Below are 25,682 nucleotides of genomic sequence, written 5' to 3'. Positions count from 1 at the left end.
TAATTTTTAGACGAGTCCCTTAATTTTGAACGATCCGAATGTTGTCCACCGCGATTTTGACCGGATTGGTGCCATTGGCTGGGCCAAAAAGCATAAAGACCACATTCGTTAAACTGGACAGGTTCTCAATTTTCCGGGTGCCAGTTTCATCAGAATCAGAATCGTCCTTGCCGTATTTAAATTCAGTCAATGGAATGGAAATGGTCACCCAACCATTGGTTTTGAAAGGGCCATTTTTCCAGGGCTTCCAGCGTGCAATTGCTGTTCCTGCAGCGTCGCGGCCATGATCATCGGCATAGGGGCCAAAGAACATTTCCATGCGTACATCCTTCCATTCCTGAGGTACATTGCATTCAAACTTGAGAGTCAGGTCGTTGATGGAACCTGTAGCAACGGGGACCCGACCGCGGCCACGGGTCGCCCAGTATTGCATGGTCAGCTCGTTGGTCCATTGCCAGGCACCATTGGCATTGTGCTTGAATAATACATAACTGCCGTCGCAGCCAGGCATAGTTGGATCGGCGTTGGCAGCAGTGATGGGTGCGGTCCAGGTTTCGTGGTTTTTACCATCGTAGTTCAAGATGATGTTGCGGTTGTCGCGGAACAAAAAGCGCGATTTTACTTTGCCAAAGTTGGTTTGGATGGTAATTGGCCCGGGCTTTGCTCCAGCAGGTACCTTAACCGACAAAGCGGTTTTGGAAACCGAGACGATTTCGGCAGCCAGATTGTCGGTAAAAAAGACTTTTGGCTCAAAAAAGAAGTCTCCTTCCAATTCAACCACACCACCATCGGGCACATATTCACACTTGATAGAACTGAGCAGCGGTGCAGGTACATTGACTTTGAAGTCGTACAACATTTCGCTGCCATCCTTGAAGACGAAGCGCATTTTGTCCGACACCTTGCTGGGTACGGTGCTGGGCACGTTCACCAGAATCGTTTTGTTGGTGATGTAGGTAGGGCTCAAATTGGCCTTTTGGTCGTTGAACCACAATTCCCGGGTATTTTGCAGGTTTTCGCCCACAATGGCCACGAGGCTGCCCATAAAAGCGCCCACTACCAATGAATCGGCTGCCTTCGGATCGGTGATCCTCACGTATTTGACTACTGGCGTACCCGTACTGACCTCGTCATTGTCTTCCTTTTTACAGGAAAAAATGCTGACAGCCAAAACGATAAATAAGGCAGTATATGAAAAAAAAGATTTCATGTTGTCTGATTTGGTCGTTTAACAATACTACTTAAACTGATAGGTTTCTGCGGCGACACCAGGTGCCAACTTCGAATTGGCCACAACTTCCGCTGCAGGAATGGGCAAATTCATCTTCGATGCATCTACCTTGATCAAACTTGGTGGAGGATTGATTTGATATCCCGCCATGGTGTTTTCATCAGGAGCATTCGGCGTGTTGATGCGGTAAAAAGTGGTTTCTTTTTCCTGCGCACTCAAATAAGCGAGGGCCGCTTGAGGATCACGGTAGTAAAAGCGTTTGATGTCGAACCAGTTGATGCTCTCCAAACCAAATTCAATTCGGCGTTCTTTCAACAGGTCGTTAAAAGTAATGCTGCTCTTGATCGGTAACCCAGCCCGGGTGCGGATTGCATTGAAATACTGGAGCGCTTTGGCATCAGCGGTAGAATGTGCTGCCCCCAAAGTCGCTTCGGCATAAATCAGGTATACATCGGCCAAACGCAGCACATATTGATTCAGCGCTACAGCTTGTCCGGTAGATACTTTCCCCGCGTTGTCTTGAGCGCTGCCCACGATGTACTTTTTCAAACTATTGAGCACTGGTGGTGCATTTTCCAGGGTGATGTTGGGATCACTGGGGTCGCGGTTGACCAGTTTGAAGGTATAACCTCCATTGTCCTTGTTGATTTCTGGATAATGATCCCCTGGTTTCATGTAAATGGAAGGCTGACGCTTGTCGCCAGGCTCTACATCCTGCATGAAGTCGTAAGTCACCCCTTTGCCACCGCCCCAGGCTTCGCTGTTGCCCGTAATGACGCTGGAACGTGCCCAGTTGGCCTGGCGACTATTGCCCAGGGCATAGGAACCTTCCATCCACTGCATGGCAAACAGGGACTCGGGATTGTTGTTGTTTTCAATTTTGAACAAATCAGCATAGTTGCTCATCAAAGACAAGCCACTGGTTTCGATCACTTCGGCAGCCAGTGCTTTGGCCTTGGCGAAGTTTTCAGCCGACTTGGCATCACTCAGGTTTTGGGCCATGGTGAGGTGCAATTTAGCCAACATGCCTTTAGCCGACCATTGGGTCACCCGACCGGGGCTATCTGAGGTTGGCAGGTTTTCGGCCGCGAAAGCCAAATCGCGGCGAATGAATTCGTAAATGCTGGCCTTGGTGTTTTTGGGCAAAATCAGGTTGTTTGCTGCCACTAGTTCAGTAGAGTTTTCTACAATGGGCACTTCGCCCCAAAACTCAGCCAACATGTAATAAGCAGTACCTCGAATGAAACGTGCTTCACCCAAAGCCCGGTTGATCACTTGCTCACTTACCTTCCCGGCTGCTGCGGGAGGCATGTCGTTGATGATGGAGTTGGCGTAGGAAATTACGCGGAATAAGCCCTTCCAACCAGAAGAAATGTGGGCATTACCTTCGGTGTAAGAGAAGTAAAAAAACTGACCTTCCTGATCCCAGGTATGGTACAGGTTGCCCGCCATTTCGTCGCCCGCGCACCAGAAGAACTTGTCGTTGAAGTCAAACCAGGGGAAACCGTACAAGGAAGCAGTCGAAGCCTTGATCTCGGTTTCGTTGCGGTAAAAATTGTCGGCAGTGAGGCGATCCACTGGCGTGATGTCCAGGAAATCCTTGCCACAAGAGGTGGCCAACAAGACTGCACAGAAAGAAATGATGTATTTGAAATGATGTTTCATGTCTTGATTTTTATGTTGTTGTGCCGTGTGTAGAGACGCACGGCGTGCGTCTCATCTCCACCAAGCCAAGACGCACGGTCGTGCGTCTCTACGGTTTAAAAATCCACATCCAAACCAAAAGTGATCACCCGAGGCGTTGGGTACCGACCCATATCCACGTTTTGCAACAATGGATCCTGGTTGAAAGCACCAATTTCCGGGTCATAACCAGAGTAGTTGGTAATGGTGTAGATGTTTTGGGCATTCACGTACAATCTCAATTTTTGCACCCGTATTTTTTGTAAAATTCCTTGCGGGAAAGTGTAGCCAAAGCGGATGTTCTGGATGCGGGTATAAGAACCATCTTCGATGAACCGATCCGACATCCGGGTATTCCGGTTGTTGTCGGTTGTGGTTGGCCGGGGTAGGGTAGCACCTGGATTGGCAATCACTACATTGGTAGGATCGAGGCTGGAACCCGTTGGATTTTTCAAGGCATAACGCACCCGATTGTCCACTGTCCGTGCCTGATTGCCAAAAATGGTAACCTGACCTTCGGTCAATACGCGAGAATAGTTCAGTACTTCGGCACCGTAAGAACCGGTGAGGTAAACGGTAAGGTCAAAGTTTTTGTAGGTGAAACTGTTGTTCAAACCCATGGTGAAATCCGGGTTTGGATTCCCAATGATGGTTTGATCCTGGGTATTCACCACCCCGTCCCCATTCAGGTCTTTGAACTTGATGTCGCCAATCCATACTCCGGTTCTTTTGTCCACCAGGTTTTTGCCTTCATTGGATGGATCAGGAATTTGAACCGCATGGCCCAAAATGTCTTCCTGGCTGGTAAACAAACCCTCGGTTACATAGCCATAAAACTGCCCCAGGGGCAATCCCACTCCAGTCCGGGTTGCGGTTTGGAATTCGCTGTACCAATACAAGTTCCGCCAGTAAATACGTGCGTCATTGTCCAGGGCTACCACTTTGTTGCGGTTCAGAGACATGGTGAAGTCGGTATTCCAGCTGAAATTGTCGGTTTTAATGTTGCGGGTATTCAAACCAATGTCAATCCCCTTGTTTTCCATTTGGCCTACGTTGGCATAGGGGGCACGGATGTCGTTGTAGCCGGAACCGCCGAGGTAGCTGGGAACAGAAAGCTGGAGCAACATGTCGTTGGTGCGTTTTTGATAGACATCAATGGTCAGGTCGGCACGGCCTTTGAACATCGACAAATCCACCCCTACATTCCATTGTTGGGTAGCTTCCCATTTCAACTTGGGGTTGGCAATTTGCTGCAAGCGGTAAGCGGTCCCAAAAGGAGTAGTGATGGTTTGCAGTGCAGATCCAAAGAGGTAGTTGCCAATGGCCTGGTTGCCCACTTCGCCATACCCAATGCGCAATTTGATGTCCGTATTCAAACCTTTCATGAATTCTTCTTCACCCAATCTCCAGGCAAAAGAGCCTGAAGGAAAGTAACCCCAGCGATTTTCAGGGCCAAACTTGGAAGAGCCATCTGCCCGCATGGTGAACGTAAAGAGGTAGCGCTCACCAAAGTTGTAGTTGAAGCGGCCAAAATAGGACTCAATTGAAGCCCCATCTTTCCATCCCGATGTACGGGAGGTCACGTCTTCACCTTCGCTGAGGACCTGAATGTCGTTGGATGCGAAGTTTTTCTTGGTCACTACCGAGCCTTGCCAGTTGGATTTCTGAGCTTCCTGGCCCAACATGGCGGTCAATTTGTGTTTGGTGCCCAGGGTAAAATTGTAAGTCAGGTAGTTTTTCAAAATCCAGAAAAAACTACTCTCTTCCCGTTGGCGCAACTGGTTTTCGCGGTTGACCAATACGCCCCACTTGTAGGTAGGCTGGAAGGCTTTGTTCAGGGAGTTGTTGTCGTCAAAGCTCAATTCTGAGCGGAAGGTCAGGCCTTTCATCAAAGTCAGGTCTCCGTACACGTTGGCCATAATGCGCTGGCGTTGCAAGGTGTTGTTCCGTTGCAGGGCAGCCGCTACGGGGTTGTAGGAAGAGGCACCTGCCTGGGCTTCTGGCCCGGCGTAATCACCATTGATGTCCTTGACTGGCACATCGGGTGCCATAACCAGAGACTGGATGATTACTCCATCACCACCGTCGTTGAGGGTGATTTTTTCATTGGTATTGGCATAAGCGAAGCTACCGCCAATTTTGAGCCAGCTTTTCACCTGATTGTCCAAGTTGATACGGGTGGTGTAGCGGTTAAAATCCGAACCAATGATGATACCATCCTGTTGGAACAATCCACCTGAAATGGCATAAGTCATCTTGTCGTTACCCCCCGAAACCGAAAGTTGGTGGCTGTGCATGCCAGCCTGGCGAAAAATTTCATCCTGCCAGTCGGTGCCAGGGCCTAAAAGACTGGGATCGAGGTACCTTTGGTTCAATTGTAAGCCCAAATCTGCGGTCACCTGAGCCTGATAATCGGCAAATTGCGGGAGGTTCATCATTTCAATACGCCGCGGCAGTTCTTGCTGGGCGTAAAAAGCGTTGTACGACACTTTTGATTCGCCTTTTTTACCTCGTTTGGTGGTCACCAGGATCACCCCGTTGGCAGCGCGAGCCCCGTAAATGGCGGATGCCGAGGCGTCTTTTAATACTTCAATACTGACAATGTCGTTGGGGTTGATGGCAGCAAGGGGGTTAACCCGGTTTTGGCCATTGGCGCCACCAGCCCAGTCAAAGCCGGAAACGCCTGAACCATCACCCTGGAAGGGGATCCCATCGATGACGTAAAGCGGCTCGCTTGAACCCGTAATGGAGTTGGCACCCCGAATGCGGATCGATGCCGCGCCACCCGGTGCGCCCGAGTTTTGGGTCACCTGTACCCCTGCCACCCGGCCTTGTAGCGCCTGGTCAAAGTTGGTAAATACCGAACTTTTGATTTGTTCTCCAGTTACCGAACCGACGGCCCCGGTGAGGTCACTTCTTTTGGCGGTGCCATACCCTACCACTACTGTTTCTTCTAAAAGGGTAGCGTCGGGTTCTAGTTCAACATTCAAAACGGTTTCATTCCCTACAGTCAGGGTTTTGGGACTGAGCCCCAGGTACGAAAACACCAGTACTTCGCCCTTGGCAGCCTGAATAGCGTAATTGCCACTGGCATCCGTCACCGTGCCGCGTTCGGCAGCCGCTTGCACTTGTACGGTTGCCCCAATCAGCGCTTCTCCTGTCGAGGAACTAAGTTTCCCGGTGATTGTTCGCATCTGCGCACTCAGTAGGGTGGCGAATAGCAGTCCCAGAGGAACCATCGTCCACCTCATCATTCTTGGAAAAGATGTAGAAAATTGCATAAGTGAGTGAATTAGCAGTTTGGTAAGTGTATTTGCAGTGATCTTGGTGTCCGTTGACACAGTGATACGCTAATAAAGTACACTCCCAAATGTCCGATCTCAGCAGCAGAATAATAGGGGGAAAATTGTTCAAAAAGAGGGGGGATTTATTACAGGGGCGTGGCTTGGGCATAATTATCTTTGGAAATGTGTGCACTCAATGATGGAGTTAAGAGCCTGAGGGAACCTTTTGGCGAGCTGCCGACGTTTCTTGCTTATTTTCGGGTCATTCTTATTGTTTATACTTTTGGATTATGAACGTTCTCTCCTTCATTTTGCCTAAGCCCGTACTTTTTCACCCCTTGAAACACCACCTAGGGTATATCCGCCATTTTATCCAAAATACTACTGATGATGAATTTTATGCTGCGATACCCCGGATCGGCGCTTCCCAAATGGATTTGTATTGCGGGGAACTTAGCTTGCTCAACATAGGTCAGGAGATTTTGGTGCAGTTGGCTGCCATGGAAATCGCAACGGAGTCCGACTTTATTTCTTTTTTAGCAATAGGTAAAGGGCATCAAAATTTAATCATTTCTGACGGTTCAAGCTGGACCTTGTTGCGCGGCGATGATCCTGAATTTTATGTGCACATCCATCCGGCGCGTTATGCTCGGCACTGCATTCGGGTCAAGGCTGGGGTACTCAAAACTGCGGTGATGATGCAGCGACATGGTTTGACGCTAGAAAGTGGAACAGTTCAAGTCAATGCTTTGCGGAAGTGCATTGGTCTTTCGGCGATTAAAAATTTGGAGGAGAGTGAGGGGATTGGGCGAATTTGGGCGGTATTGAATGGACCAATTGAGGTTTGATCCCCTGTTGAGGTGTCCCTTAAGTGTCTTTGGTTCCTAAGGTGGTGAGAAACGTACTCTTCGCGCTTGCGCGCAAGAGTTTTTATTTCTTACCACCTTAGGAACCAAAGACACTTAAGGGACACCTCAGCTGTTCTTGTTTAAACTTCACACTTAGCTCTGACTTTCATCATTTCCCAACGCTCCAATACTCAGCAGTTTTGCTCAAATTGTATGAGGTATGAAAAATGCAATCACACCCAAGCCGCTTGGTTTGTATTTGCTGCTCTTCCTGCTCCTGTTTTTAGCCATTGGCGGGATTTATGGCGGAATGATGCTGATCACCGACCCTTCGGGCCAAAAGATTCAATTTCCTCCCGAGATTATAGCACGATTGCCCTTTCCCGATTATTTGATTCCTGGCATCATCCTGATCCTGGGGATGAGCATTTTGCCCCTACTAACCACTTATGGCCTTTGGTTTCGCCCCAACTGGAAATGGCCAAAATTCCTGAACATCTACCCTGAGCAACATTGGTCCTGGACATTTGCCCTATACACAGGCATCATCCTGGCGATTTGGATCAATGTGCAAATCCTGATCACCGGAGCAATTGGCCAAATTCAGCCTTTTTATGGTTTGTACGCGGTAGCCCTTATCATTTGTAGCCTGTTGCCAAAGGTGATGCGCTACTATCGGATTTAATGAAACTAAATGCTAAAAACATGCTACGTAATCTCTTCCTATTCATGCTGCTGCTACATGGTGCAATCCATGTGCTTGGATTTGTAAAGGCGTTTCGCCTGGGAGCCGTTGCTCAACTTAGCAAAGACATTTCCAAACCGATGGGTTGCTTGTGGTTGTTGGCAACAGCTCTATTTTTTTTGGTGGCTATTTTTATGCTTTTGAAGAAAGAATGGTGGTGGATACCGGGCCTGGTAGGGGGGCTTTTATCCCAAATACTCTTGTTCAGTTCCTGGGGTGATGCCCGTTTTGGTAGTATTCCCAATGCGGTAGTTCTGATTGTAGCCCTATTGGCTGGAACGGCCTGGTGGTTTGAGCAGGATTACCGCAGTGATGTAAAAACGCTTTTACTTAAAAATGAGGCTCCGTCTGAAGAATTGTTAACGGAAAAAGACTTGGAACATTTGCCTGCCCCCGTGCAGCGTTACTTGCGCTACGTGGGCGTTGTAAACAAGCCCAAAGTTAAAAATGTCCACATTGTTTTTAAGGGACAGATGCGGGAAAAGGGGAAGGATTGGTTCCCTTTTCGCAGTGAACAATACAATGGTTTTGAGCAGTATGCCCGTCTGTTTTTTATGAAAGGGAAAATGTTTGGGCTGACTGTGCCGGGTTACCATGCTTACCAAAATGGGATGGCATCGATGCGCATCAAGGTGTTTGGCTTATTCCCTGTTGTAAATGTAAAGGGGCAAGGGTTGTTTAGAGCGGAAACGGTGACGATTTTTAACGACATGTGTTTGTTGGCGCCGGCAACCTTGATCGATTCCCGCATCAGCTGGGAGGCGATTGATGATACTTCAGCACGAGCCACTTTTAAAACCGAGGGCCTCAGTATTCAGGCGACTTTGTATTTTAATGCAATGAGCCAATTGGTCAATTTTGTTTCCGACGACCGCAATGGGGTCAGTGACCTCAATAAGTATCGCTTTTCAACCCCGATTTCCAACTACAAAAGCTTCCATGGTTTTAATGTAATGTCATTTGGCGAAACCATATGGCATTATCCCGATGGAGAATTTGTGTATGGAAAATTTGAGTTGCAGGAGCTGATGTACAATGTAGGTTCCAAGTATTGAACTCATTTTATTAGTCCCTTAGAGATTTTTTAAGTTTTTAAAATTAAAACTCTCTTTTAAGCGCCAAACTTGGATATACCTGCAAAGTATGTTCACTCGTCAGGACATGGTAGAACATACTATACCTGGAACCTATGGAATACTTGCCTTTGATGCGGTACCAGATTTGTGGATCGCCGAAAAAGGCGAGTTTTTTTCCCCTCAAGTCCTTGGTCCATTCATTCCCGTGATTACGGTTTTCGGAATAGGCTACAAAACTACCTGCCACCAATAATTTGTAATTGAAAAACCCTTTGCCAAAATACAGCGTGCCTTGTAGGTCGTGGCTGGGTTTAGCAAATGTATTATAACGGTAGCCCATGCTAGCGTTCATCCAGGCACCCTTCCATTGAAAAGGATAAGCAGCACCTAATCCAAAGGAATTGCTAAGGTAATACCCATAAGATGGAGGGGTAACGCCCAATCCGCCCGTAAAATTTAATGCCATAAATACCTTGGGTTTCCAAAAGCGCAGGTTTTGAGACACCTGTAAGAACAACTGTCCAATGTTGTTCTTTTCCCCGTTGAAATCCATTTGGGCTTTTAGCAAAAAAGAACCAAGCGAGTCGTTGGCATTAAAATATTCAAAACTCAAGTAGCTGAAATTCCGACGGTGCAATTCGGGATCAATGGAATGCCTAAAATCATAATGCAATTGCAATTGCTGGGCTTGGAGTGCCAAAGTGGTGCACAAGAAAAAAAGGATGCTCAGTTGTTTCATGGCTTATTTGTTTTGCCACAAAACTGCGGGATACGAGCATTGGGCAGCGGAATTGCAGCGGAAATATCCCGGAAACCTGATTTCTAGGGGAAATGATTTATAATTGAGCCTATGAATTGCATGGCTTAATTCAGAAAAGCACTTAATTTTACCTAGGTCTTGATGGATGTATAAACCAAAAATCTCCAGCAAATATGAACAAGCAGGATTTGCTTGCCTTTACTTCTCTTTTTATTGCAGTTTGTGAAAAATGTTTTGCTCAGCCCCTAAGCAATGCACTTTCTGAGGCTGAAAGCCGGCATTTGAGCCATGAAATCGAATTACAAACCGGATTGGTGGTAGGTTGGAAAAGCATCAAAAATTATGCTGCCTTTGTTCTGCAAGAGTCACCTTACAAACCAGAGAATCCATCCCTGGCTACTCTGGATACCCTGGCGCGTTATCATTTTGAAGCAGCGGTGACTACGGAGGTCCAGCGCAAAAAAAGTGCGAATCTTTATCCTTATTGGTTCAAATACAAGGATCAAATCATTGCGGTTAGATCTACTCCAACGCCTCCCCTAATTCTCCCGCGAAAAACTTATAGGTGGTTGGCCATTGGATTGGGATTGGGATTTATCATCATGCTTGTCTTTTACTTTCAAGCAAAAGATTTGGAGCAGTTTTATGATGATTTTTTAAACGTTGAGGAAAGGGTGCTGATCGACAGAGGTTGGTTTGTACAATCCAAAGAGGCAAGGTATTGGAATCAAAGAGGGCAGCATACGAATCATTTGAGCCTTTTTACCCTCAAAGGCGACAATTGGCCCCAAAAAGGAGAAAAGCCGCTGATTCAGAACCTGTTGCTACGCAAAATCCAAGATGAATGTTTTAGCACAGAAGTACATTTTTCGGAATTCATCCCCCATGAAAGTTGGCAACAAGCGGGACTCCTGCTGTTGGAGGACACTACTTTTACTGGCAAAAGTATTCGTTTGTCTCTGTCGTACAATGATTTCTTCGGTGGATATGCCAAACCCGGTGAAATCATCATCCAAGGCATTGCTTCATTGGGCAAAAAATATTCCAATCTGGAAGAAGTGGTCCATCAACCCTTATTTACCCTTGAGCAGGGCACCGAAACGCTGATTGTCAACAATCTGAAAAATTCCGCCGTGAAAATTGAAAAACAGGGGCAGCAGTTTCGTTTTTTGTATTCAAGTGGGAATAGCGAAAACTTCTCCTTCAAAGAGCTGAAGGTTTATGAATTTGACATGAAGCCCAAGTATGCAGGCATTTTCGCCTTAAAAGGTTTTGTGGATACGAGTGCGACCATTCCAGTGAAAGTGAAGTTCTTTCGTCTGGAAGGTCGGAAATGTAAACCGGAATGAATTAAACCGTTGAAACGACCTAATTTTTCAAAATTTTCCCGGGAACTTGTTGTTTTTTTTGCCCATAGGTAACTTTGAAGTGGTATAACTGTCCATCTTCTTCCATCGGAATCAGCATGACCATGCGGGAAGCATTGGCTGATTTCAGGATCATTTTGGCTTCAATGGTGCCGTCAATGATGGTGAAAGTGCCGTTCGTGGCCAATTTCCACTTGTAGGTTTCTACAGCTTTTTCTGAAGACACACAACGCTGGCGGCGCTCGAAACTGACCGTATGATTGGGATAAATTTTCATCACGTCATCGAGGGCACAAGTGGGAGTTTCAGACATGATGTCGGTGGTTTCATAACCATCTCCATTGACATCGCAGGGTTTGTCTGCCGTAATGGAAAGAATTTTCCAACTACCCTTCATTAGGTATTCTGAATCAACATCCAACATTTGGGCTGACTCCCCTGTGGCAGCCTTTGTGGCTAGGGCAATGGACGGAGTATTATTTGAGGTCTTGGCTTCTTTTTCGACTATTTTATTGGGTGAAAAAGTGGATACCAAAATGGTGGAAAGAAGAATGAGGATACGCATGGGACGATGTTTATGGGTTTAAAATAACCACAGCTTAATGTGGTCAGCTGCTATATGTGTATTTATACGTAAAAACGTCCCATTTGTAACACCCAAAAATGCATTTTCATTCCAAAAAAATGTGTTTTTTGGGGTTTTTGGTCGAAAAGGTAGAATGAGGAAAATAAGCAACAAAAAACGGGTTTGATGCACCGCACCAAACCCGCTTTTTTATTTTACTGTTGAATAGTCAATTACATTGCTAATTCAATTACAGTTTCTTCGTGCTGGCTGATGTCCAGACCTTCTTCTTCCTGATCTTCAGATACACGTAGTGGAGTAATCAAGTTGGTGATTTTGTAAACTAGCCAAGAACCAACACCAGTGAAAGCTACAACAGCCACCAGAGCGATCAAGTGATTGATCAATAGTTTGGGGCTTCCTGTTGCAAAAACGCCACCAAAAGCATCCGTTGCGTAAAGTGCAGTCATCAACATACCCACGATACCACCAATACCGTGGCATGGGAATACGTCCAGTGTATCATCCAAGCTGGTGCGAGACTTGCGAACAACGGCATAGTTTGAAACGGTTGCAGCTACTGCACCAATCAGCAAACTTGGGCCGTAGTTGATGTAACCACAAGCAGGGGTGATAGCCACCAAACCAACTACCGCACCGATACAAGCACCCAAAGCGGAAGGTTTGCGGCCACGCATGGTGTCGACCAAAATCCAGACAATAGCAGCAGATGCAGAAGCCAGGTTAGTGTTTACAAATGCAGTTACTGCCTGACCATTTGCAGCCAATGCAGATCCACCGTTGAAACCGAACCAGCCGAACCACAATAAGCCAGTACCCAGGATAACATAAGGTGTATACAATACATTGTGAGATTGTCCTTCGATGTGGGTTTTTCTTCTGCCCAACACCATTGCACCAACCAAAGCAGCAATACCTGCAGAAATGTGCACAACAGTACCACCTGCAAAGTCAAGTACGCCTAACTTAAACAACCAACCTTCTGGATGCCATGCCCAGTGTGCCAGAGGTGCATAAATCAGCAAACTCCACAGTACAATAAAAACAATGTAACTCCAGAAACGAACGCGCTCAGCGAACGAACCCGTAATCAGGGCAGGAGTGATGATGGCAAACTTCAACTGGAAAGCTGCGAACAAAACAAAAGGAATACCTTGGTTGATACCAGGATTGGCTGCGGGTGCCGTACCAACTCCATTGAACATGAAGTGGGTCATTGGATTACCAACAAAACCACCGATGGAGTCACCGAAGGCCAAGCTGAAACCTACCACGTACCAAATTACACTGATGATTCCCAGTGAGATGAAGCTTTGGAGCATGGTGGAGATAATGTTCTTAGGGCTAACCATCCCGCCATAAAAGAACGAGAGGCCTGGTGTCATCAACAATACCAAGCTGGAAGCGACCAGAAGCCAGGCTACGTTGCCTGAATCAAATGTTACGCCTTCTGCAGGTGTTGGAAAAGTTGCCGGATAAAAGGAGGCAACAATAGAGATGATGAGGAGCAGCACAAAGCTGAACGTAGCCATCGGCTTGTTCGTAATCAATTGTGTCATACCGTTTCCGATTTAAAGCTTTAGTTGATCTTAAAGCAGTTAAAAAAAAGGGTTAAAAAATTTTTTTGCTTTAGTTGTATGGCAAAAGTACAAGTAATTCTTTGAAATATTCTCAACTTCAGGTCGAGAATTTTACAAAAATGCTCAAAAGAAAATAAAAAAGAAAATTTGGGGGGATCAGAAAAATTAATTTTAGCTAAGTTCCTTCTCAGCATAAATATCTTTGGCATTTACAGCAAGCCTTCATTTTTTAAAGTAGAATAAATCCGGGAAGAAAGGCGGCTTTTCGCTTGATGTCCGGCCTGTGTCACCCAGAATTGAATTTGGAAAACCTGTTGCCCGTTGGGGTCAATGCCCTCAAAACTTACCAGTGGTTCGGGTTGTGTCAGGATAGCTTCTTCCCGAATAGAACAGGCTTTGATCATTTCCATTACTCGTTTAGGATCTGAACTTGCCTGGGTTCGAATTGCCAACTCGTACATCCTGGGGCCCACCGATCGACTGTGACAAACCACCTGTTTGTACACCAAATCGGTATTGGGTACAACGAGCATACCGCCATTGATTTTTCGAATTTTACTGCTGCGCAACTTAATTTCCAAAATTTCCCCTTCCTCTTCATTGACAATAACCTGATCTCCCACCCGAAATGGCCGCCCAAAAATTAGCACCAAACCTGCAAGTACGTTGGCAATAAAACTTTGCAAACCAAAACCCAGGCCAATGGCCATTGCGCCAATGATCAGGCTCAGTTTTTGCACGTCAAAACCAAGGTAAGCAATTGCCAGGAGTACACCCACAAAGACGATCAGGTATTGCACCAAATGCCCAACCGCCATGGGTACGCCATATTCAAATTGAAATCGGGTCAGAATTTCTTCTTCCAAAAGGTATTTAAACAATTTTCCGATTAGCCAGGCAACAATGATGATGGCACAAAAACCCAGCACTCCACCAACCGTGAGGCGAACTGCCCCAAAGCTATAACCAGCATCCCAGAATTGCCCGAAGGTGTATTCTAAAGGCCCTAACAAACGCAAGGCATTGAGTACAAATCCAAACCATACCAATACACCACTGATGCGCAGGAATTTACTCATGCCGTTCAAAAAAGCATTGCGGTCTTTTGCCACTGTTTGACCTTCCTCCACAGGGCGCAAATTGAGCACAAAACGCAGCAGCCCCTCAATGACCATCGTTGCACTAAAAATGATCAAACCTGTAAGGATGATTTTTTCGAGCGAAAGATTAAATACCTCAGCAAGGGTATCGTAACCGGTTATATTTCCCAGTGCCGCCATACTGGCCACAACCAGAAAAATGGGGGCAGCAAATTGCATTATCCGCGCAAATACTGCACTGGTCAATGGTTCGCGGAACCATTGTCGGTCGCGGAAACCCACTGAAAAGACAAACAGCCCAAGGGAAATACTTTCCAATACCATGAACCAGCGAAAAATGACCTGATTGGCGATGGCTGATTTAAGCATCAAGTGGACAAAAAACAAGGCGCCAACCAGATAAATACTCCAGCGAATATTGGGAATGACAAACCTAGGAACGATGACCACAAAAGGCACAACCAGGGCCATCACAATCATTTCACTAAAAACAGAAGGCCGATTGGGGTACAACAAGGGAGTCATCAACAAGGTGATCAAAAAGGCGGTAGTCAGTGGTTTGGAAAAAACAATCTCAGTTGCGAGATTAAATTCGTTCTGTTTGTTGTATTTACGGTCTTTTTTGAAAAAGGAGTTGCCCAACATAAAAAACAGTCCAATGCCCAGGAAGAGCATCAGGTGGAGAAACATGCGGTCACGATTACCTTGTAAAAATTCGTTGAACTCTTTTTTGAAATAATCCAGGGCTACCTTGCGGTAACTTTGTTCAGCAGTAGATTGGCTAAAAATGGGAATTTCAAAGATATTCTGCCGGCGTTTGGTCAGCATACTTTGCAACTCCAGATTTTCCAAACCCTCCATATTGGAAAGGTGGTACTGGCAGAATAGTTTTTGATCCAGTACCGTGCTTTGTAGTCGTAATACGGCATTGCGTTGAGTCAAAAGCCCGGTATTGGCTTGATTTAGGTCGTATTGTAATGAATCAATGCGCTGTTTGACCTCGACTGGAATGTCTTTAAATGCAGTGGTGGTGAAGCGCCATTTTTCCTGCATGGTTCCCAGCTGTTCGAGCAGGGATTGCAGGCTGCTGGAATAGTTCTGCAAACGTTTTCCTTCTTCTTGTAATTGACGCAGATAACGCCGCCAACGTCCCGCCAGACTACCACTGATGCGGCTGGCTACTTGTTGCTCCCACACGTAATTGGAGGTTTTTTGCAAACTATCGGCTGCCCGGCGCAGCGAATCGACGGACTCTTGTACGCTACTCAACACGGCGTTGCTTTCCAGCGCAGGCCGCAATTGATTGCGTAGAAACAATTCGGAATTGCCCAGCTCTTCAGCCAGTTGCAAAATGGGAATGGCCACCACAGTGTCTGCTTGGGCAGCAATAGGAGTTTGGGAAAAAACGGGTAGGGCGGATAGCGTCAATAAAAGCAATAGGATATAGCCTCTCATGGATGTGCACATATTTGCAACGAATGATGGGAGCAAGGTAGGGAGGAATGACGAATTTTTCGAATGAGGAGAGACGAATTTGCCATATTGCCCTTAAAGTTGGTGCATAATTTCATGTAAATGGAATCTACCTCCAACATTCCCCCCAAATGCCAGGTACTTCAGCGCTTAATCGTCATTCGAAAAATTAGTCATTCCTCTCTCGAATCTTTGGTCATTCACTATTTGTACCCCTTCAGACTAAACTTTTTACCTCCTAACACCTTATATTACGCAAATGAGCGTTAATTTTGAGCGAACGGTACAGCTTTTTGTATAAAAGGAAAGCCCCGTTGATTTGTAAGGCGATCTATCAAACCGAACTATGCGATTATTTTCTACTGCCGCATGGTTGTATTATCTTTTTGTGGGGGCGTTAACGGCGACCCTTCCACAACAGGTAAAGGTTTGGAAATCCCCATCGTCCTTTTCCAATATTGCGGCCCTAAGTTGCCGTCAAGATGTCATCTTTACGCTCGACGAAAATTGCCAAATCAGCCTGAGTCCACAACAAGTTCTGCTAGGTGGAGACGATGCTACCAACTGGGCGCGTTTGCAGGTGCTGGTCAATGACTCGAATCCTTTTAACCGCAACATTGCGGATGGTGCTGGTAGGCATGCCTATTTAGTGCGCGATATCATTACTGGGAGTATCGTTTGCCAGAGTACCTTGATTACGGAGGACAAACGCCCTCCCTCGGTTCAGGCCATAGACTGGGCCCGAGATACCCTGGATTGGTTGTGTTTTGACCTCGACAGCATTTACAACATTCCCGCTTCCTGGCAAAAAACAAATTACAAATACTACACAGGAAGAGTGGTTTTTAAAGACAATTGCAATGGGGTTCTGGTTGATCTTAAAGTCAATGACCGCCTGGTACTAGGAGATTGTGACAGTACTTTTTTCGCAAAAATATACCGCAATTTTTCTGCGGAGGATGCCTCAGGCAACCGCAAAGACACAACGCAAGTGATTGTTTTTTGGCGGCCGGATTGGAAAAAGCTACATTTTCCGAAAGATACCGCCATTCACTCCTGCATTCCTGAAGTCATTCGTACTCCGATTTTGTACCCGTTCTGGATTAATGCGGTAGGTGATACCACCATTTTTGACCGCGAGTACTGTGGCTTGTCCATCGAACGTCAAGTCAGCGAAGTGCTGATTTGTCGTCGGGGCAGAAAGGTGATCCAATCTTTAAAGTTGTTTGATTGGTGTGCTGGAAGCATTGTTCATATCGACACTACGCTGATGAAAATCGGCGATTTGCAAGCCCCGGTCATTACCAAACCCAGTAAACCCATTGAGGTTTCAACCCAGCCCATGAGCTGTAGTGCAGCTTTACCCGTCAGCCCCGATCAGTTGCAGCGCCTTTACCAGATTGGATTCAGTGATTGTGATGCGGTGCAATTGAGTGTAAAGGTTAAATCCTATGTTGCGCGCCCCAGTGTAGGGGACTCAGTGTGGTTGGAGAAAGTATATCCTACTAGCAATGGCGTAATGAACAATTTGCCAGTAGGAAAACATCGCCTGCTATTGTACGCCAACGACCCCTGTTTGAATACTAGGCTTGATTCCGTGGAGTTGCGGGTTAAAGATAAAATAGCGCCCCAGGTGCGTTGTGATAATGCCATTAATGTGAGTGTAAGCAATGGTTATGGCAGACTTACGGTAATAGATGTAGACGAAGGCTCCAGCGACAATTGCCAATTGCAGTCCCTCAAAGTACGAAGGGAAGTTTCTACAGCTTGTACTATGGCATTTGACCAGAATGGCAATGGGAAATTGGATACTGCTGATGCCCTGACGCTGGAAAATGGTGTTTTTTATACTCTGCCTGCCGAAAGGATTGACTTTTTCTGTTGTGACATTGGTGCCAAAGTTCGGGTAGAACTGATAGCCCTCGATGTCGCTGGTAACAGTAGCAAATGCTGGTTGGATGTACCCGTAGAGGACAAAACCTTACTGCAATGTGTGGTTCCAGCAGATACCAATATTTTGTGTACCGATAAAAACCTGGGCAACCTTAGTCTTTTTGGCGTAGGCAAAGTACTAAATGATCCCTGTGGTTTGTTAAGCATTGTGTCGTTGCCTGCTTTGGACAAATTGGACAATTGTGGCGTAGGGACCATAACTCGTCGCTGGCAAGTGGTGCGCAACCTGGGCAAAGCCAATGAACAACGCAGTCCGGAGTGCATTCAGGTGATTCGGGTTTTGGCGATACGGGATTATGCGATTCGTTTTCCCAAGGACACCTCGGTGAATTGTCAACAAATTCCACCTGGCAATAACCTCATTCACCAGGAAAATGGATGCAATGTTCTTGCTTTTAGTGTGAACGATGTGAAATTTAGCTCCACCGGACAGGAATGTTACAAAATATTGCGCACCTGGACCATTATCAATTGGTGTGAGTACAAGGAAGGAAACCAGCCAGTTATCCTGGATCGGGATTACGATGGAGATGGTGAACGTGGAAACACCGCATTTTGGTTGTTGGTCCAACCCAATGATACGACTTATATCGACCAGGACCAGGTCATAAACAATACCATACCCAATGACAAAGGCCATTGGACCAATAGCATCGAGCGCCCCCTCTTGCAATCGCGAGGCATCTGGGAGTACACCCAGTTGATCAAGGTTTACGACGATGAAGCACCCAAAATCACTCTCCTGAGCAGCAGTTTTTTTGACGCACGCAACAATGACTGCACCGGCGATGTCAATTATCTGTTTTCGATTGCTGAAAACTGCAATAGCCAGGATCTGAAAGTGGAAGCACTTTATGATGAAAAGGCGGATGGTAAAATTGACCGTACCCTGAAACTGGTGGGCACTTACCCGCGTTACCGCATTCAGGAGCGATTGCCTATCGGCATCCATAAAATTCAGATCAATGCCTCCGATGGCTGCGGGAATATCGGTCGTGAAACCATCCAGATTGAGGTGCGTGATGTAAAAGGCCCAGCCCCGATTTGTATCAACGGGTTGGTTGTTGAATTGATGCCATTACCAGTGCCAAAAGACATTGACGGTGACGGTGATCCAGACCCAGGAGCTGCAGTAGTTTGGGCCAAAGACTTTGTTGCCAGTAAAGTTGAGGATTGTTCGGGCATTGTGGCTTATTCGATTCACCGGGCGGATGAAATCGAAAGCGGAAGGGAAAAACCTGACCCTAATCACATCAGTTTAACCCTAACTTGTGATGATCGGCCCAGCATTCTGGTGTATGTGTACGCCTGGGATACCAGGGGCAACTATGGTTATTGTGAAACCTATGTCTTGGTACAAGACAATCGCGGTTTGTGCCCCAGAGTTGGCAGCGCCAGCATCAGTGGCACCATCAAAACCTTTACCAACAAACCTTTGAATAATGCCAATGTGCAGTTGAGTGGAGTACAAGATGTCACAACGCTCAGCAACAAGAGCGGGCAATTCAGCTTTGAACAATTAAGAGAAAACAATGATTATACGGTTACCCCTTCATTGAATACCAATCATCTGGATGGGGTAAGTACTTACGATATTGTGTTGATTACGCGCCATATTTTAGGATCGATGCCCTTTGATTCCCCCTATAAATTCATTGCTGCGGATGTGGATTTGTCAGGTTTTGTATCCACCTACGACATCATCCAAATCCGCAAAGTAGTACTACGCCTGGATCTGGAATTTAAAAAATGCCCAAGCTGGCGCTTCGTAGATGCCTCTTTCCAATTTAAAGACCCACAAAACCCCTTGCTGGAAACCATTCCGGAAGTGCGCAACTACAATAACCTGAACAGTGAAATGTTGGGCGCGGATTTTGTTGCTGTAAAAATGGGCGATGTAAGCGGCAACGCCGCAAAAGAAAATGTAAATCCCTCTCCTGAATTGCGCAATACCGCCGAGCGGACCTTACAAACTGGTGCTTTGCCCGCGGAAATTAAAGCTGGTGAACTGTACACCATTCCGCTTAACTTGTTCGAAGCCAACGAGTTGATCGGGGCTCAGTTTAGCTTACATTTCAATTCTGAATTTTTGACCTTCCAAAACATTGAATATCGCGATGCGGGCATGGAGAGTATCGGTTTAAGCGACCTTGAACGCGGGCTGATTCGGGTATCATGGCTAAATACATCTAAAAAAACAGGCCAATTGGCCACACTTGAATTCAGGGCTAAAAAGTCGGGCAACTCAAGTGAATTATTCCAATTGGTAGAACTGGATTTAGCCGCAGAGGCCTATACCCATGGAGGTGAGTTTGAAAAAATTGTTCTTGAGCGCAATTTGCAGTCTGAAAGCATTCAACCTCAATTTCAGCTTTATCCCAATTCTCCCAATCCTTTTAGTCAATCTACAACCATTGAATTTGACCTGGGAGAGGCGGGCCCTGCAACCTTGCAGATCAGTGATCTATCGGGTCGGGTACTCAAGTCCATTAGCCAGGAATACCCCGCAGGCCATCAGCAAATTGTCATCGATAAAACGGATTTGAACCAGGTTGGAGTGCTGCTTTATACTTTGCAAGCCGGGGCACATCGGAAGACGATGAAGATGGTGGTGTATTAACCTTGGAACCCTGAAACCTTACGCTTATCTTCGCCTCTATGAATTACTCCTTTTTTATCGCCAAAAAAGTTGCTGCCGAGGGAGAACAGTCCTTTGCGCGGGTGATCATTCGGATCGCAGTTATTGCTATTGCGCTCAGCATCAGTGTGATGATTTGCGCTACTGCCCTGGTTTCGGGGTTCAAACGGGAAATCAGTAGTAAAATTTTTGGTTTTTGGGGGCACATCCACATTACCAATGCCAGTGTGTACGAGAATTTACTAGAGGAGTCTTTTGTGGATAAAAACCAGGATTTTTACCCTTCTCTGGATACGATTCGCCGGGTAGCTTTTCTCGAGAAGCGCAATCTTCTGGGGCGGGAGCTCAAGAGAAAACGCTTCACCAATGGTGGCGTAAGGCACATTCAGGTGTATGCTTTTAAAGGGGGCATCATCAAGGCAAAAGACGAAATAGAGGGCATCTTTTTAAAAGGAGTAGGGCAAGATTTTGACTGGCATTTCTTGAGCCAATACCTGGTGGCAGGCAAACCTATCAACACCAAGGACAGCACAGCATCCAACGAAATCCTGATTTCCCGTACCACGGCCAATCGCCTCAAGGTTGGGGTAGGGGATGGCTTCCGGGTTCATTTTGTACAAAATGGCGAACAACTCAAGCGCAGCTTCAAAATATGTGGCATTTACAAAACCGGTCTGGAGGAATACGACCGCCAATTTGCCCTGGTAGATATCCGCAAAATTCAGCAATTACTAGGTTGGACCGAAGACCAGGTGGCCGGATTTGAAGTTTTTCTGGACGACATCAATGATTTGAAGCCCCTTTCCGAAGACATTTATTACAACCATATCCCCAACGAACTTTATGCCGAAACCATCCGCCAAAAATTCCCGGGTATTTTTAACTGGTTGGATTTGCAAAACATCAATGAAGTGGTGATCCTTAGCCTGATGGTCATTGTCGCCATCATCAACATGATTACCGCCTTGATGATTCTTATTTTTGAACGTACCAATATGATCGGGGTACTCAAAAGTATGGGCGCACGCAATTGGGGCATTCGACGCATTTTCCTGTATTATGCTTCCTACATCATCCTCAATGGGATGTTTTGGGGGAATTTGTTGGGGATTGCCTTGTGCCTGCTGCAAAAATATTTCAAATTCATTCGCTTGGATGAAGAGAACTACTACCTTTCTTATGCTCCGATTCACTTCAACCTTTGGAGCATTTTGTTGCTGAACATTGGTACATTGCTGATTACCTTACTTTTTTTGATTATCCCTTCTTATTTGGTCAGTAGGATTAGTCCGGTGAAGGCGATCCGATTTGATTAACCCAATCCCATGCACAAAAAAAATAAACCCTATGGCTTAGTTCGGCTGAGGTGGTGCTTTGGAAGTTACCCACAACGCTTTCGCAGGTTGTTTAAGCGCTCAAGCTTCCAACATCCGGCTGATTTCGCCTTTGTTTTAATCGATTTGTTCGGAGTACTGGACGGATTTGAATTGATCAATGCAATACTTCTGAAACGAAATACCCGTGGCCTGAGTGATGCAGAAAAATTCTCAGCACGTATGGTTTTTGGCAATGCCATACCTCTGGATTTGGTGCGCATTGACGAAAATGCCCGGATCGGGACGCGGAGTACGGGTATTGTATACGTTTCCGGCTTTACCATCAACGGTTGGGGGCCATTTCCCGAGGCTATACTAATCCACGAATTGGTTCACGTATGGCAGTATTGTCAGCAAGGTGCAGCTTACATCCCTAGAGCACTACGGGCACAACGCAGCACCATGGGGTATAACTACGGTGGGCTTCCTGCCTTGCTAAAAGCCAATCACCTATCTGAATTCAACCTGGAACAACAAGGGGATTTGGTGATGGACTATTTCCTGCTTTTGCAAGACCGCCAGGCTTCCTGGGCCCCAGATGCTGGTGCCATCGACCTCCCTTTGTACGAAACCTTCGTTGACCAGATACGAAATCCAACATAATACCGTTTTTGAGGCGGATTTAGGAACAGATTTGTTAAGTTTGCGGGCGAATTGAGGAGTCGGGACATACAGCGTGTATTTGAATTATGGATTGGGAACCCAATTGAAAAATTCAAATAAACACTTACCAGATTCTGGAACCCAAACGCCGAACGTTATGGTCAGATATTACCTCAAAGTGGATGGTCGATTGAAGGAGCTGGAGCAACCTGAGCCAGGCTGTTGGGTCAATATTACCCCCCCCTTCAACCAGGAAGAGCTGGAAGAGGTGGCGCAAACCTTCGATTCCCCCCTCGAATTTTTTACCGACTCTTTGGACATTGACGAACGTTCGCGTTACGAAATCGAAGAGGATGTGCGGCTCATTTTGGTCAATACTCCCGTTTTAAATCCTACCGAGGAAGAAAACGATGCCATTTACATTACGGTCCCAATTGGTATTATTCTGGCCGATGAGCACGTGATCACCATCACTTCCATCGAGAATCCGGTTTTGCAGCGATTTTTGGACGACAAAGTGAAGAATTTCGACCCCTCTGATTCTGTTCAATTCATCCTCCAAATTCTGGAGCAAAACGTATATCGTTTTTTGACTTGCCTGAAAAAATTAGACCTCAAACGCAACCTCATCGAACAAGAGCTTTACCACTCCAGCCGAAACCGGGAGTTGCGACAATTGTTGAGCATAGAAAAAAGCCTTGTTTATTTTGTAAACTCACTCAGTGCCAACGACTTGCTCAATATGAAGATGAAACGTACTGATTTTTTGACCATCCGGGATGATGAAGAAAAATTTGATCTCTTTGAAGCCATCATCATTGACAATGGTCAGGCCTTGGAAATGTCCAATGTGTATAGCAACATCCTAAGTGGAACGATGGATACCTATGCGTCCATCATTTCCAATAACATGAACGTTACCATCCATCGTCTGACGCTCGTAACCATCTTTCTGGCTGTGCCAACCCTGATCGCCAGCTTTTTTGGCATGAACGTGCCCCTGCCGTTTCAGACCAGTCGATTTGCCGTTTACCTGATCATCGTACTGGCTTTGGTCATCAGTTTGTTACTCGCCTTGTATTTTCAGCGCAAACGCTTGTTTTAAAGCTCATTCCTACCATGGTTTTCCACATTTTATTTGAGTTATCCACATGTGGAAAAATAATTCAAGCTTTTAATTTATTGATTAGTAATGTTTTGTAAAAGTTTTCCACTTTGTGTGGATAACTATTTCTTACAAGTTTTTCTTGATGATGCTAATTTTACAAAAGATCATTAAGGAAAAAATTTTCTTTTAAAGATACAGGGATGCTGAAAAGAATCCCTCTTTGTTGCTTACTGGTACTGGGGTGAACCATTCAATTAAGGTTCACCCTTTTTTCTTATTTATTATTTTTATCTTCACGCTATACCATAAATCTTAAAAAATCGTTAAAAAAAGCATACTTTCCCAACTGAATCCATAATTCTATTTTTGTCGTCCAGGTTTACTTCAGTTTTTGTTAATTTCGGGAGCTTGCACAATGAGCTACGAAAATGAGAGAAGGAATGAGAAACTACATCATTGCTTTACTGTGCTGCTTTTTGCCTTTTGGGCTCGCAGCACAAGTAAGGTGGGAAACTGGATTATTGCTGGGTGGCGCTGGATATCAAGGTGATTTAAATCCTGAGAATTACCCGCTTTTAAAAGAATTGAATCCAGCTTATGGTGGGTTTTTTCGTTATTATCTGACCCCCTCGTTTTCGACCAGATTGTGGGGATTAAGTACCCAGCTTAGTGGCAGCGACCGGAATTTTCCACCTGAAGCCCCTCATCGTTTGCGCGATTTTTCTTTTCGAACCAAATTTACAGAATTCAGCCTCACTTTTGAATGGGACCCTTTTGGTAAAACCCATTACCCTGAGAGTAAATACCGCTATCAACCTAAATTCACGCCTTATTTTTTTGTAGGCATTGGGATGGCCCGGTTTAATCCTGAAACGAATTACTTGGTCGATTTCAAAATGGATGAAAACATTGCTCCTCCTATTCTCGCCGATGAAGCCCAAAGCCGTACTGTTCAACTGCCAGTTGTTCCATTTGGCGGCGGGTTGAGGTTGGATTTAAGCAAATCGAGTACCCTCGCTTTTGAAGCTGCGCTCCGTTTTGCCGATAGTGACTACCTCGATGGCGTGAGTGCCACCGGAAACCCAAAACGGAGGGATTGGTATGCTGCTGCTGGTGTAAACCTGATAGTCAGGATGGGCGTTAAGGACAGCGATGGCGATGGCTTTTTGGATAAAATAGACGCCTGTCCCAGGTTAAAAGGTGTAGAATCTGCTAGGGGCTGCCCGGACAGTGACGAAGATGGAGTGGAAGACGCCGAAGATGCCTGCCCCGAAGCAAAAGGTAATCCTCTGACCGGCGGTTGCCCGGATACTGATGGCGACGGCTTTATGGATTCGGCCGACCTTTGCCCCCGTGATTCGGGCATTGTGGAAACCGAGGGGTGCCCGGATCGAGACAACGACTGCATTGCGGATATCGACGATGCCTGCCCTGATTTGCCGGGCATGCCTGCCTTCGGTGGCTGCCCCGATACCGATTGGGATGGCGTATCGGACAAGGACGATCCTTGTCCGGACGAAAAAGGATTGCCTGGATCAAATGGCTGCCCCGAACCTGATACCGACTGCGATGGTTTGATTGATAAATACGATCGTTGCCCCGAGGTTGCCGATACGACCAATCAGTTTGGCTGTCCGGACACAGATAAAGACGGATTGATTGATCTGGATGATCGTTGTCCGGAGAAAGCCGGGCCTCTGGCTTTTAAAGGTTGTCCGGATACCGATGGCGATGGATTTCCCGACCCAGATGATCGTTGCCCTGAAATTGCCGATACAATAGCCACCCATTTTGGCTGCCCCGATACAGACAAGGATGGTGTCATTGATTTAGATGACCGCTGCCCGGAAGTAGCCGGGTTGTTAAATAAATTGGGTTGCCCGGAACTGCGCAAGGAGGATCAGGCTGTACTTCTGCGAGCCAGAAAAGAAGTGCGTTTCAAGACCGGAAGTGCAATATTACTACCCAGTTCCAAAAAAATTCTCGATAAAGTGTCCGCCTTGATGATGCGGTATCCCGCATACCAATTGAGCATTCAAGGACATACAGATAGCCAAGGAAAAGATGAATTTAATTTGAATTTGTCAAAAAAACGGGCCCAATCATGCTATGACTACCTGCTTTTACGTTCTATCGACGCTAAACGAATCGAGCATGAAGGATTCGGCGAAACAAAACCAATTGCGAGTAATAAAACGGCCCAAGGAAGGGTGCTCAATCGCCGGGTCGAATTCGTATTAGATGTTGTGCAGTAGTGTTTTTTCCAAAAAC

Annotated in this window: 16 protein-coding genes; 9 read left to right on the top strand and 7 right to left on the bottom strand. The window is 46.1% G+C overall.

The features are described from left to right. Positions 1–19 precede the first annotated feature (19 nt). The 3 genes from SFV55_RS22055 to SFV55_RS22045 all read right to left on the bottom strand — a co-directional run bounded on the left by SFV55_RS22055 (position 20) and on the right by SFV55_RS22045 (position 6,195). Complete coding sequence (locus tag SFV55_RS22055) at positions 20–1,210, bottom strand: glycan-binding surface protein (RefSeq protein ID WP_320031724.1); 1,191 nt, start codon at positions 1,208–1,210, stop codon at positions 20–22. 27 nt (positions 1,211–1,237) lie between these two features. Then, positions 1,238–2,896 carry a RagB/SusD family nutrient uptake outer membrane protein gene (locus SFV55_RS22050; protein ID WP_320031723.1) on the bottom strand — a complete coding sequence of 553 codons (1,659 nt, stop codon included), beginning with the start codon at positions 2,894–2,896 and terminating at the stop codon, positions 1,238–1,240. A 95-nt stretch (positions 2,897–2,991) separates the two neighbouring features. Next, positions 2,992–6,195, bottom strand: a complete 3,204-nt coding sequence (locus SFV55_RS22045; protein WP_320031722.1) for a TonB-dependent receptor — start codon at positions 6,193–6,195, stop codon at positions 2,992–2,994. A 293-nt stretch (positions 6,196–6,488) separates the two neighbouring features. Here SFV55_RS22045 and SFV55_RS22040 point away from each other — a divergent pair, with 293 nt between their 5' ends. The 3 genes from SFV55_RS22040 (at position 6,489) to SFV55_RS22030 (ending at position 8,846) form a co-directional block, all read left to right on the top strand. Next, positions 6,489–7,046 carry a hypothetical protein gene (locus tag SFV55_RS22040; RefSeq protein ID WP_320031721.1) on the top strand — a complete coding sequence of 186 codons (558 nt, stop codon included), beginning with the start codon at positions 6,489–6,491 and terminating at the stop codon, positions 7,044–7,046. 220 nt (positions 7,047–7,266) lie between these two features. Then, positions 7,267–7,731: a hypothetical protein gene (locus SFV55_RS22035; RefSeq protein WP_320031720.1), complete on the top strand. Its 465-nt coding sequence runs from the start codon at positions 7,267–7,269 to the stop codon at positions 7,729–7,731. Positions 7,732–7,751: 20 nt separating this feature from the next. Next, the gene (locus SFV55_RS22030) at positions 7,752–8,846 is read left to right on the top strand and encodes a DUF6544 family protein (RefSeq protein ID WP_320031719.1); all 1,095 of its coding nucleotides are present in this window, start codon (positions 7,752–7,754) and stop codon (positions 8,844–8,846) included. Positions 8,847–8,889: 43 nt separating this feature from the next. On the opposite strand, the gene SFV55_RS22025 is transcribed toward SFV55_RS22030, so the two are convergent. Then, positions 8,890–9,606 (bottom strand): DUF5020 family protein, encoded by a 717-nt coding sequence (locus SFV55_RS22025; RefSeq protein ID WP_320031718.1) that lies wholly within the window; start codon positions 9,604–9,606, stop codon positions 8,890–8,892. A gap of 194 nt (positions 9,607–9,800) precedes the next feature. On the opposite strand from SFV55_RS22025, the gene SFV55_RS22020 reads away from it, so the two are divergent. Then, on the top strand, positions 9,801–10,976 hold the full coding sequence (locus SFV55_RS22020; RefSeq protein WP_320031717.1) for a hypothetical protein: 1,176 nt from the start codon (positions 9,801–9,803) through the stop codon (positions 10,974–10,976). A gap of 19 nt (positions 10,977–10,995) precedes the next feature. Here SFV55_RS22020 and SFV55_RS22015 read toward each other — a convergent pair whose 3' ends face one another. The 3 genes from SFV55_RS22015 to SFV55_RS22005 all read right to left on the bottom strand — a co-directional run bounded on the left by SFV55_RS22015 (position 10,996) and on the right by SFV55_RS22005 (position 15,715). Beyond that, complete coding sequence (locus tag SFV55_RS22015) at positions 10,996–11,559, bottom strand: hypothetical protein (RefSeq protein ID WP_320031716.1); 564 nt, start codon at positions 11,557–11,559, stop codon at positions 10,996–10,998. Between the two features lie 233 nt (positions 11,560–11,792). After that, positions 11,793–13,139 carry an ammonium transporter gene (locus SFV55_RS22010; protein ID WP_320031715.1) on the bottom strand — a complete coding sequence of 449 codons (1,347 nt, stop codon included), beginning with the start codon at positions 13,137–13,139 and terminating at the stop codon, positions 11,793–11,795. Positions 13,140–13,369: 230 nt separating this feature from the next. Then, on the bottom strand, positions 13,370–15,715 hold the full coding sequence (locus tag SFV55_RS22005) for a mechanosensitive ion channel family protein (protein WP_320031714.1): 2,346 nt from the start codon (positions 15,713–15,715) through the stop codon (positions 13,370–13,372). Between the two features lie 364 nt (positions 15,716–16,079). On the opposite strand from SFV55_RS22005, the gene SFV55_RS22000 reads away from it, so the two are divergent. The 5 genes from SFV55_RS22000 to SFV55_RS21980 all read left to right on the top strand — a co-directional run bounded on the left by SFV55_RS22000 (position 16,080) and on the right by SFV55_RS21980 (position 25,666). Continuing rightward, positions 16,080–20,306, top strand: a complete 4,227-nt coding sequence (locus SFV55_RS22000) for a T9SS type A sorting domain-containing protein (RefSeq protein ID WP_320031713.1) — start codon at positions 16,080–16,082, stop codon at positions 20,304–20,306. Positions 20,307–20,344: 38 nt separating this feature from the next. Then, entirely contained in the window at positions 20,345–21,640 is a 1,296-nt protein-coding gene (locus SFV55_RS21995; protein WP_320031712.1) for an ABC transporter permease, read from the top strand. Between the two features lie 9 nt (positions 21,641–21,649). After that, positions 21,650–22,303: a hypothetical protein gene (locus SFV55_RS21990; RefSeq protein ID WP_320031711.1), complete on the top strand. Its 654-nt coding sequence runs from the start codon at positions 21,650–21,652 to the stop codon at positions 22,301–22,303. A gap of 157 nt (positions 22,304–22,460) precedes the next feature. After that, positions 22,461–23,408, top strand: a complete 948-nt coding sequence (locus tag SFV55_RS21985; RefSeq protein WP_320031710.1) for a magnesium transporter CorA family protein — start codon at positions 22,461–22,463, stop codon at positions 23,406–23,408. A gap of 443 nt (positions 23,409–23,851) precedes the next feature. Then, positions 23,852–25,666 carry a DUF6089 family protein gene (locus tag SFV55_RS21980; protein ID WP_320031709.1) on the top strand — a complete coding sequence of 605 codons (1,815 nt, stop codon included), beginning with the start codon at positions 23,852–23,854 and terminating at the stop codon, positions 25,664–25,666. Positions 25,667–25,682: the final 16 nt, after the last annotated feature.

The sequence above is a fragment of the Haliscomenobacter sp. genome (assembly GCF_033763495.1).
Lineage (GTDB): Bacteria > Bacteroidota > Bacteroidia > Chitinophagales > Saprospiraceae > Haliscomenobacter.
This window is presented reverse-complemented; position numbering and strand designations above follow the sequence as displayed.

Excerpts from the sequence above, each read along its gene's own strand:
- SFV55_RS22000 (WP_320031713.1), top strand. The coding sequence starts at position 16,080 with ATGCGATTATTTTCTACTGCCGCATGGTTGTATTATCTTTTTGTGGGG.
- SFV55_RS21990 (WP_320031711.1), top strand. The coding sequence starts at position 21,650 with ATGCACAAAAAAAATAAACCCTATGGCTTAGTTCGGCTGAGGTGGTGC.
- SFV55_RS22055 (WP_320031724.1), bottom strand. The coding sequence starts at position 1,210 with ATGAAATCTTTTTTTTCATATACTGCCTTATTTATCGTTTTGGCTGTC.
- SFV55_RS22015 (WP_320031716.1), bottom strand. The coding sequence starts at position 11,559 with ATGCGTATCCTCATTCTTCTTTCCACCATTTTGGTATCCACTTTTTCA.
- SFV55_RS22025 (WP_320031718.1), bottom strand. The coding sequence starts at position 9,606 with ATGAAACAACTGAGCATCCTTTTTTTCTTGTGCACCACTTTGGCACTC.
- SFV55_RS22045 (WP_320031722.1), bottom strand. The coding sequence starts at position 6,195 with ATGCAATTTTCTACATCTTTTCCAAGAATGATGAGGTGGACGATGGTT.
- SFV55_RS21980 (WP_320031709.1), top strand. The coding sequence starts at position 23,852 with ATGAGAAACTACATCATTGCTTTACTGTGCTGCTTTTTGCCTTTTGGG.
- SFV55_RS22050 (WP_320031723.1), bottom strand. The coding sequence starts at position 2,896 with ATGAAACATCATTTCAAATACATCATTTCTTTCTGTGCAGTCTTGTTG.
- SFV55_RS22005 (WP_320031714.1), bottom strand. The coding sequence starts at position 15,715 with ATGAGAGGCTATATCCTATTGCTTTTATTGACGCTATCCGCCCTACCC.
- SFV55_RS21995 (WP_320031712.1), top strand. The coding sequence starts at position 20,345 with ATGAATTACTCCTTTTTTATCGCCAAAAAAGTTGCTGCCGAGGGAGAA.
- SFV55_RS22035 (WP_320031720.1), top strand. The coding sequence starts at position 7,267 with ATGAAAAATGCAATCACACCCAAGCCGCTTGGTTTGTATTTGCTGCTC.
- SFV55_RS22040 (WP_320031721.1), top strand. The coding sequence starts at position 6,489 with ATGAACGTTCTCTCCTTCATTTTGCCTAAGCCCGTACTTTTTCACCCC.
- SFV55_RS22020 (WP_320031717.1), top strand. The coding sequence starts at position 9,801 with ATGAACAAGCAGGATTTGCTTGCCTTTACTTCTCTTTTTATTGCAGTT.
- SFV55_RS22030 (WP_320031719.1), top strand. The coding sequence starts at position 7,752 with ATGCTACGTAATCTCTTCCTATTCATGCTGCTGCTACATGGTGCAATC.
- SFV55_RS22010 (WP_320031715.1), bottom strand. The coding sequence starts at position 13,139 with ATGACACAATTGATTACGAACAAGCCGATGGCTACGTTCAGCTTTGTG.
- SFV55_RS21985 (WP_320031710.1), top strand. The coding sequence starts at position 22,461 with ATGGTCAGATATTACCTCAAAGTGGATGGTCGATTGAAGGAGCTGGAG.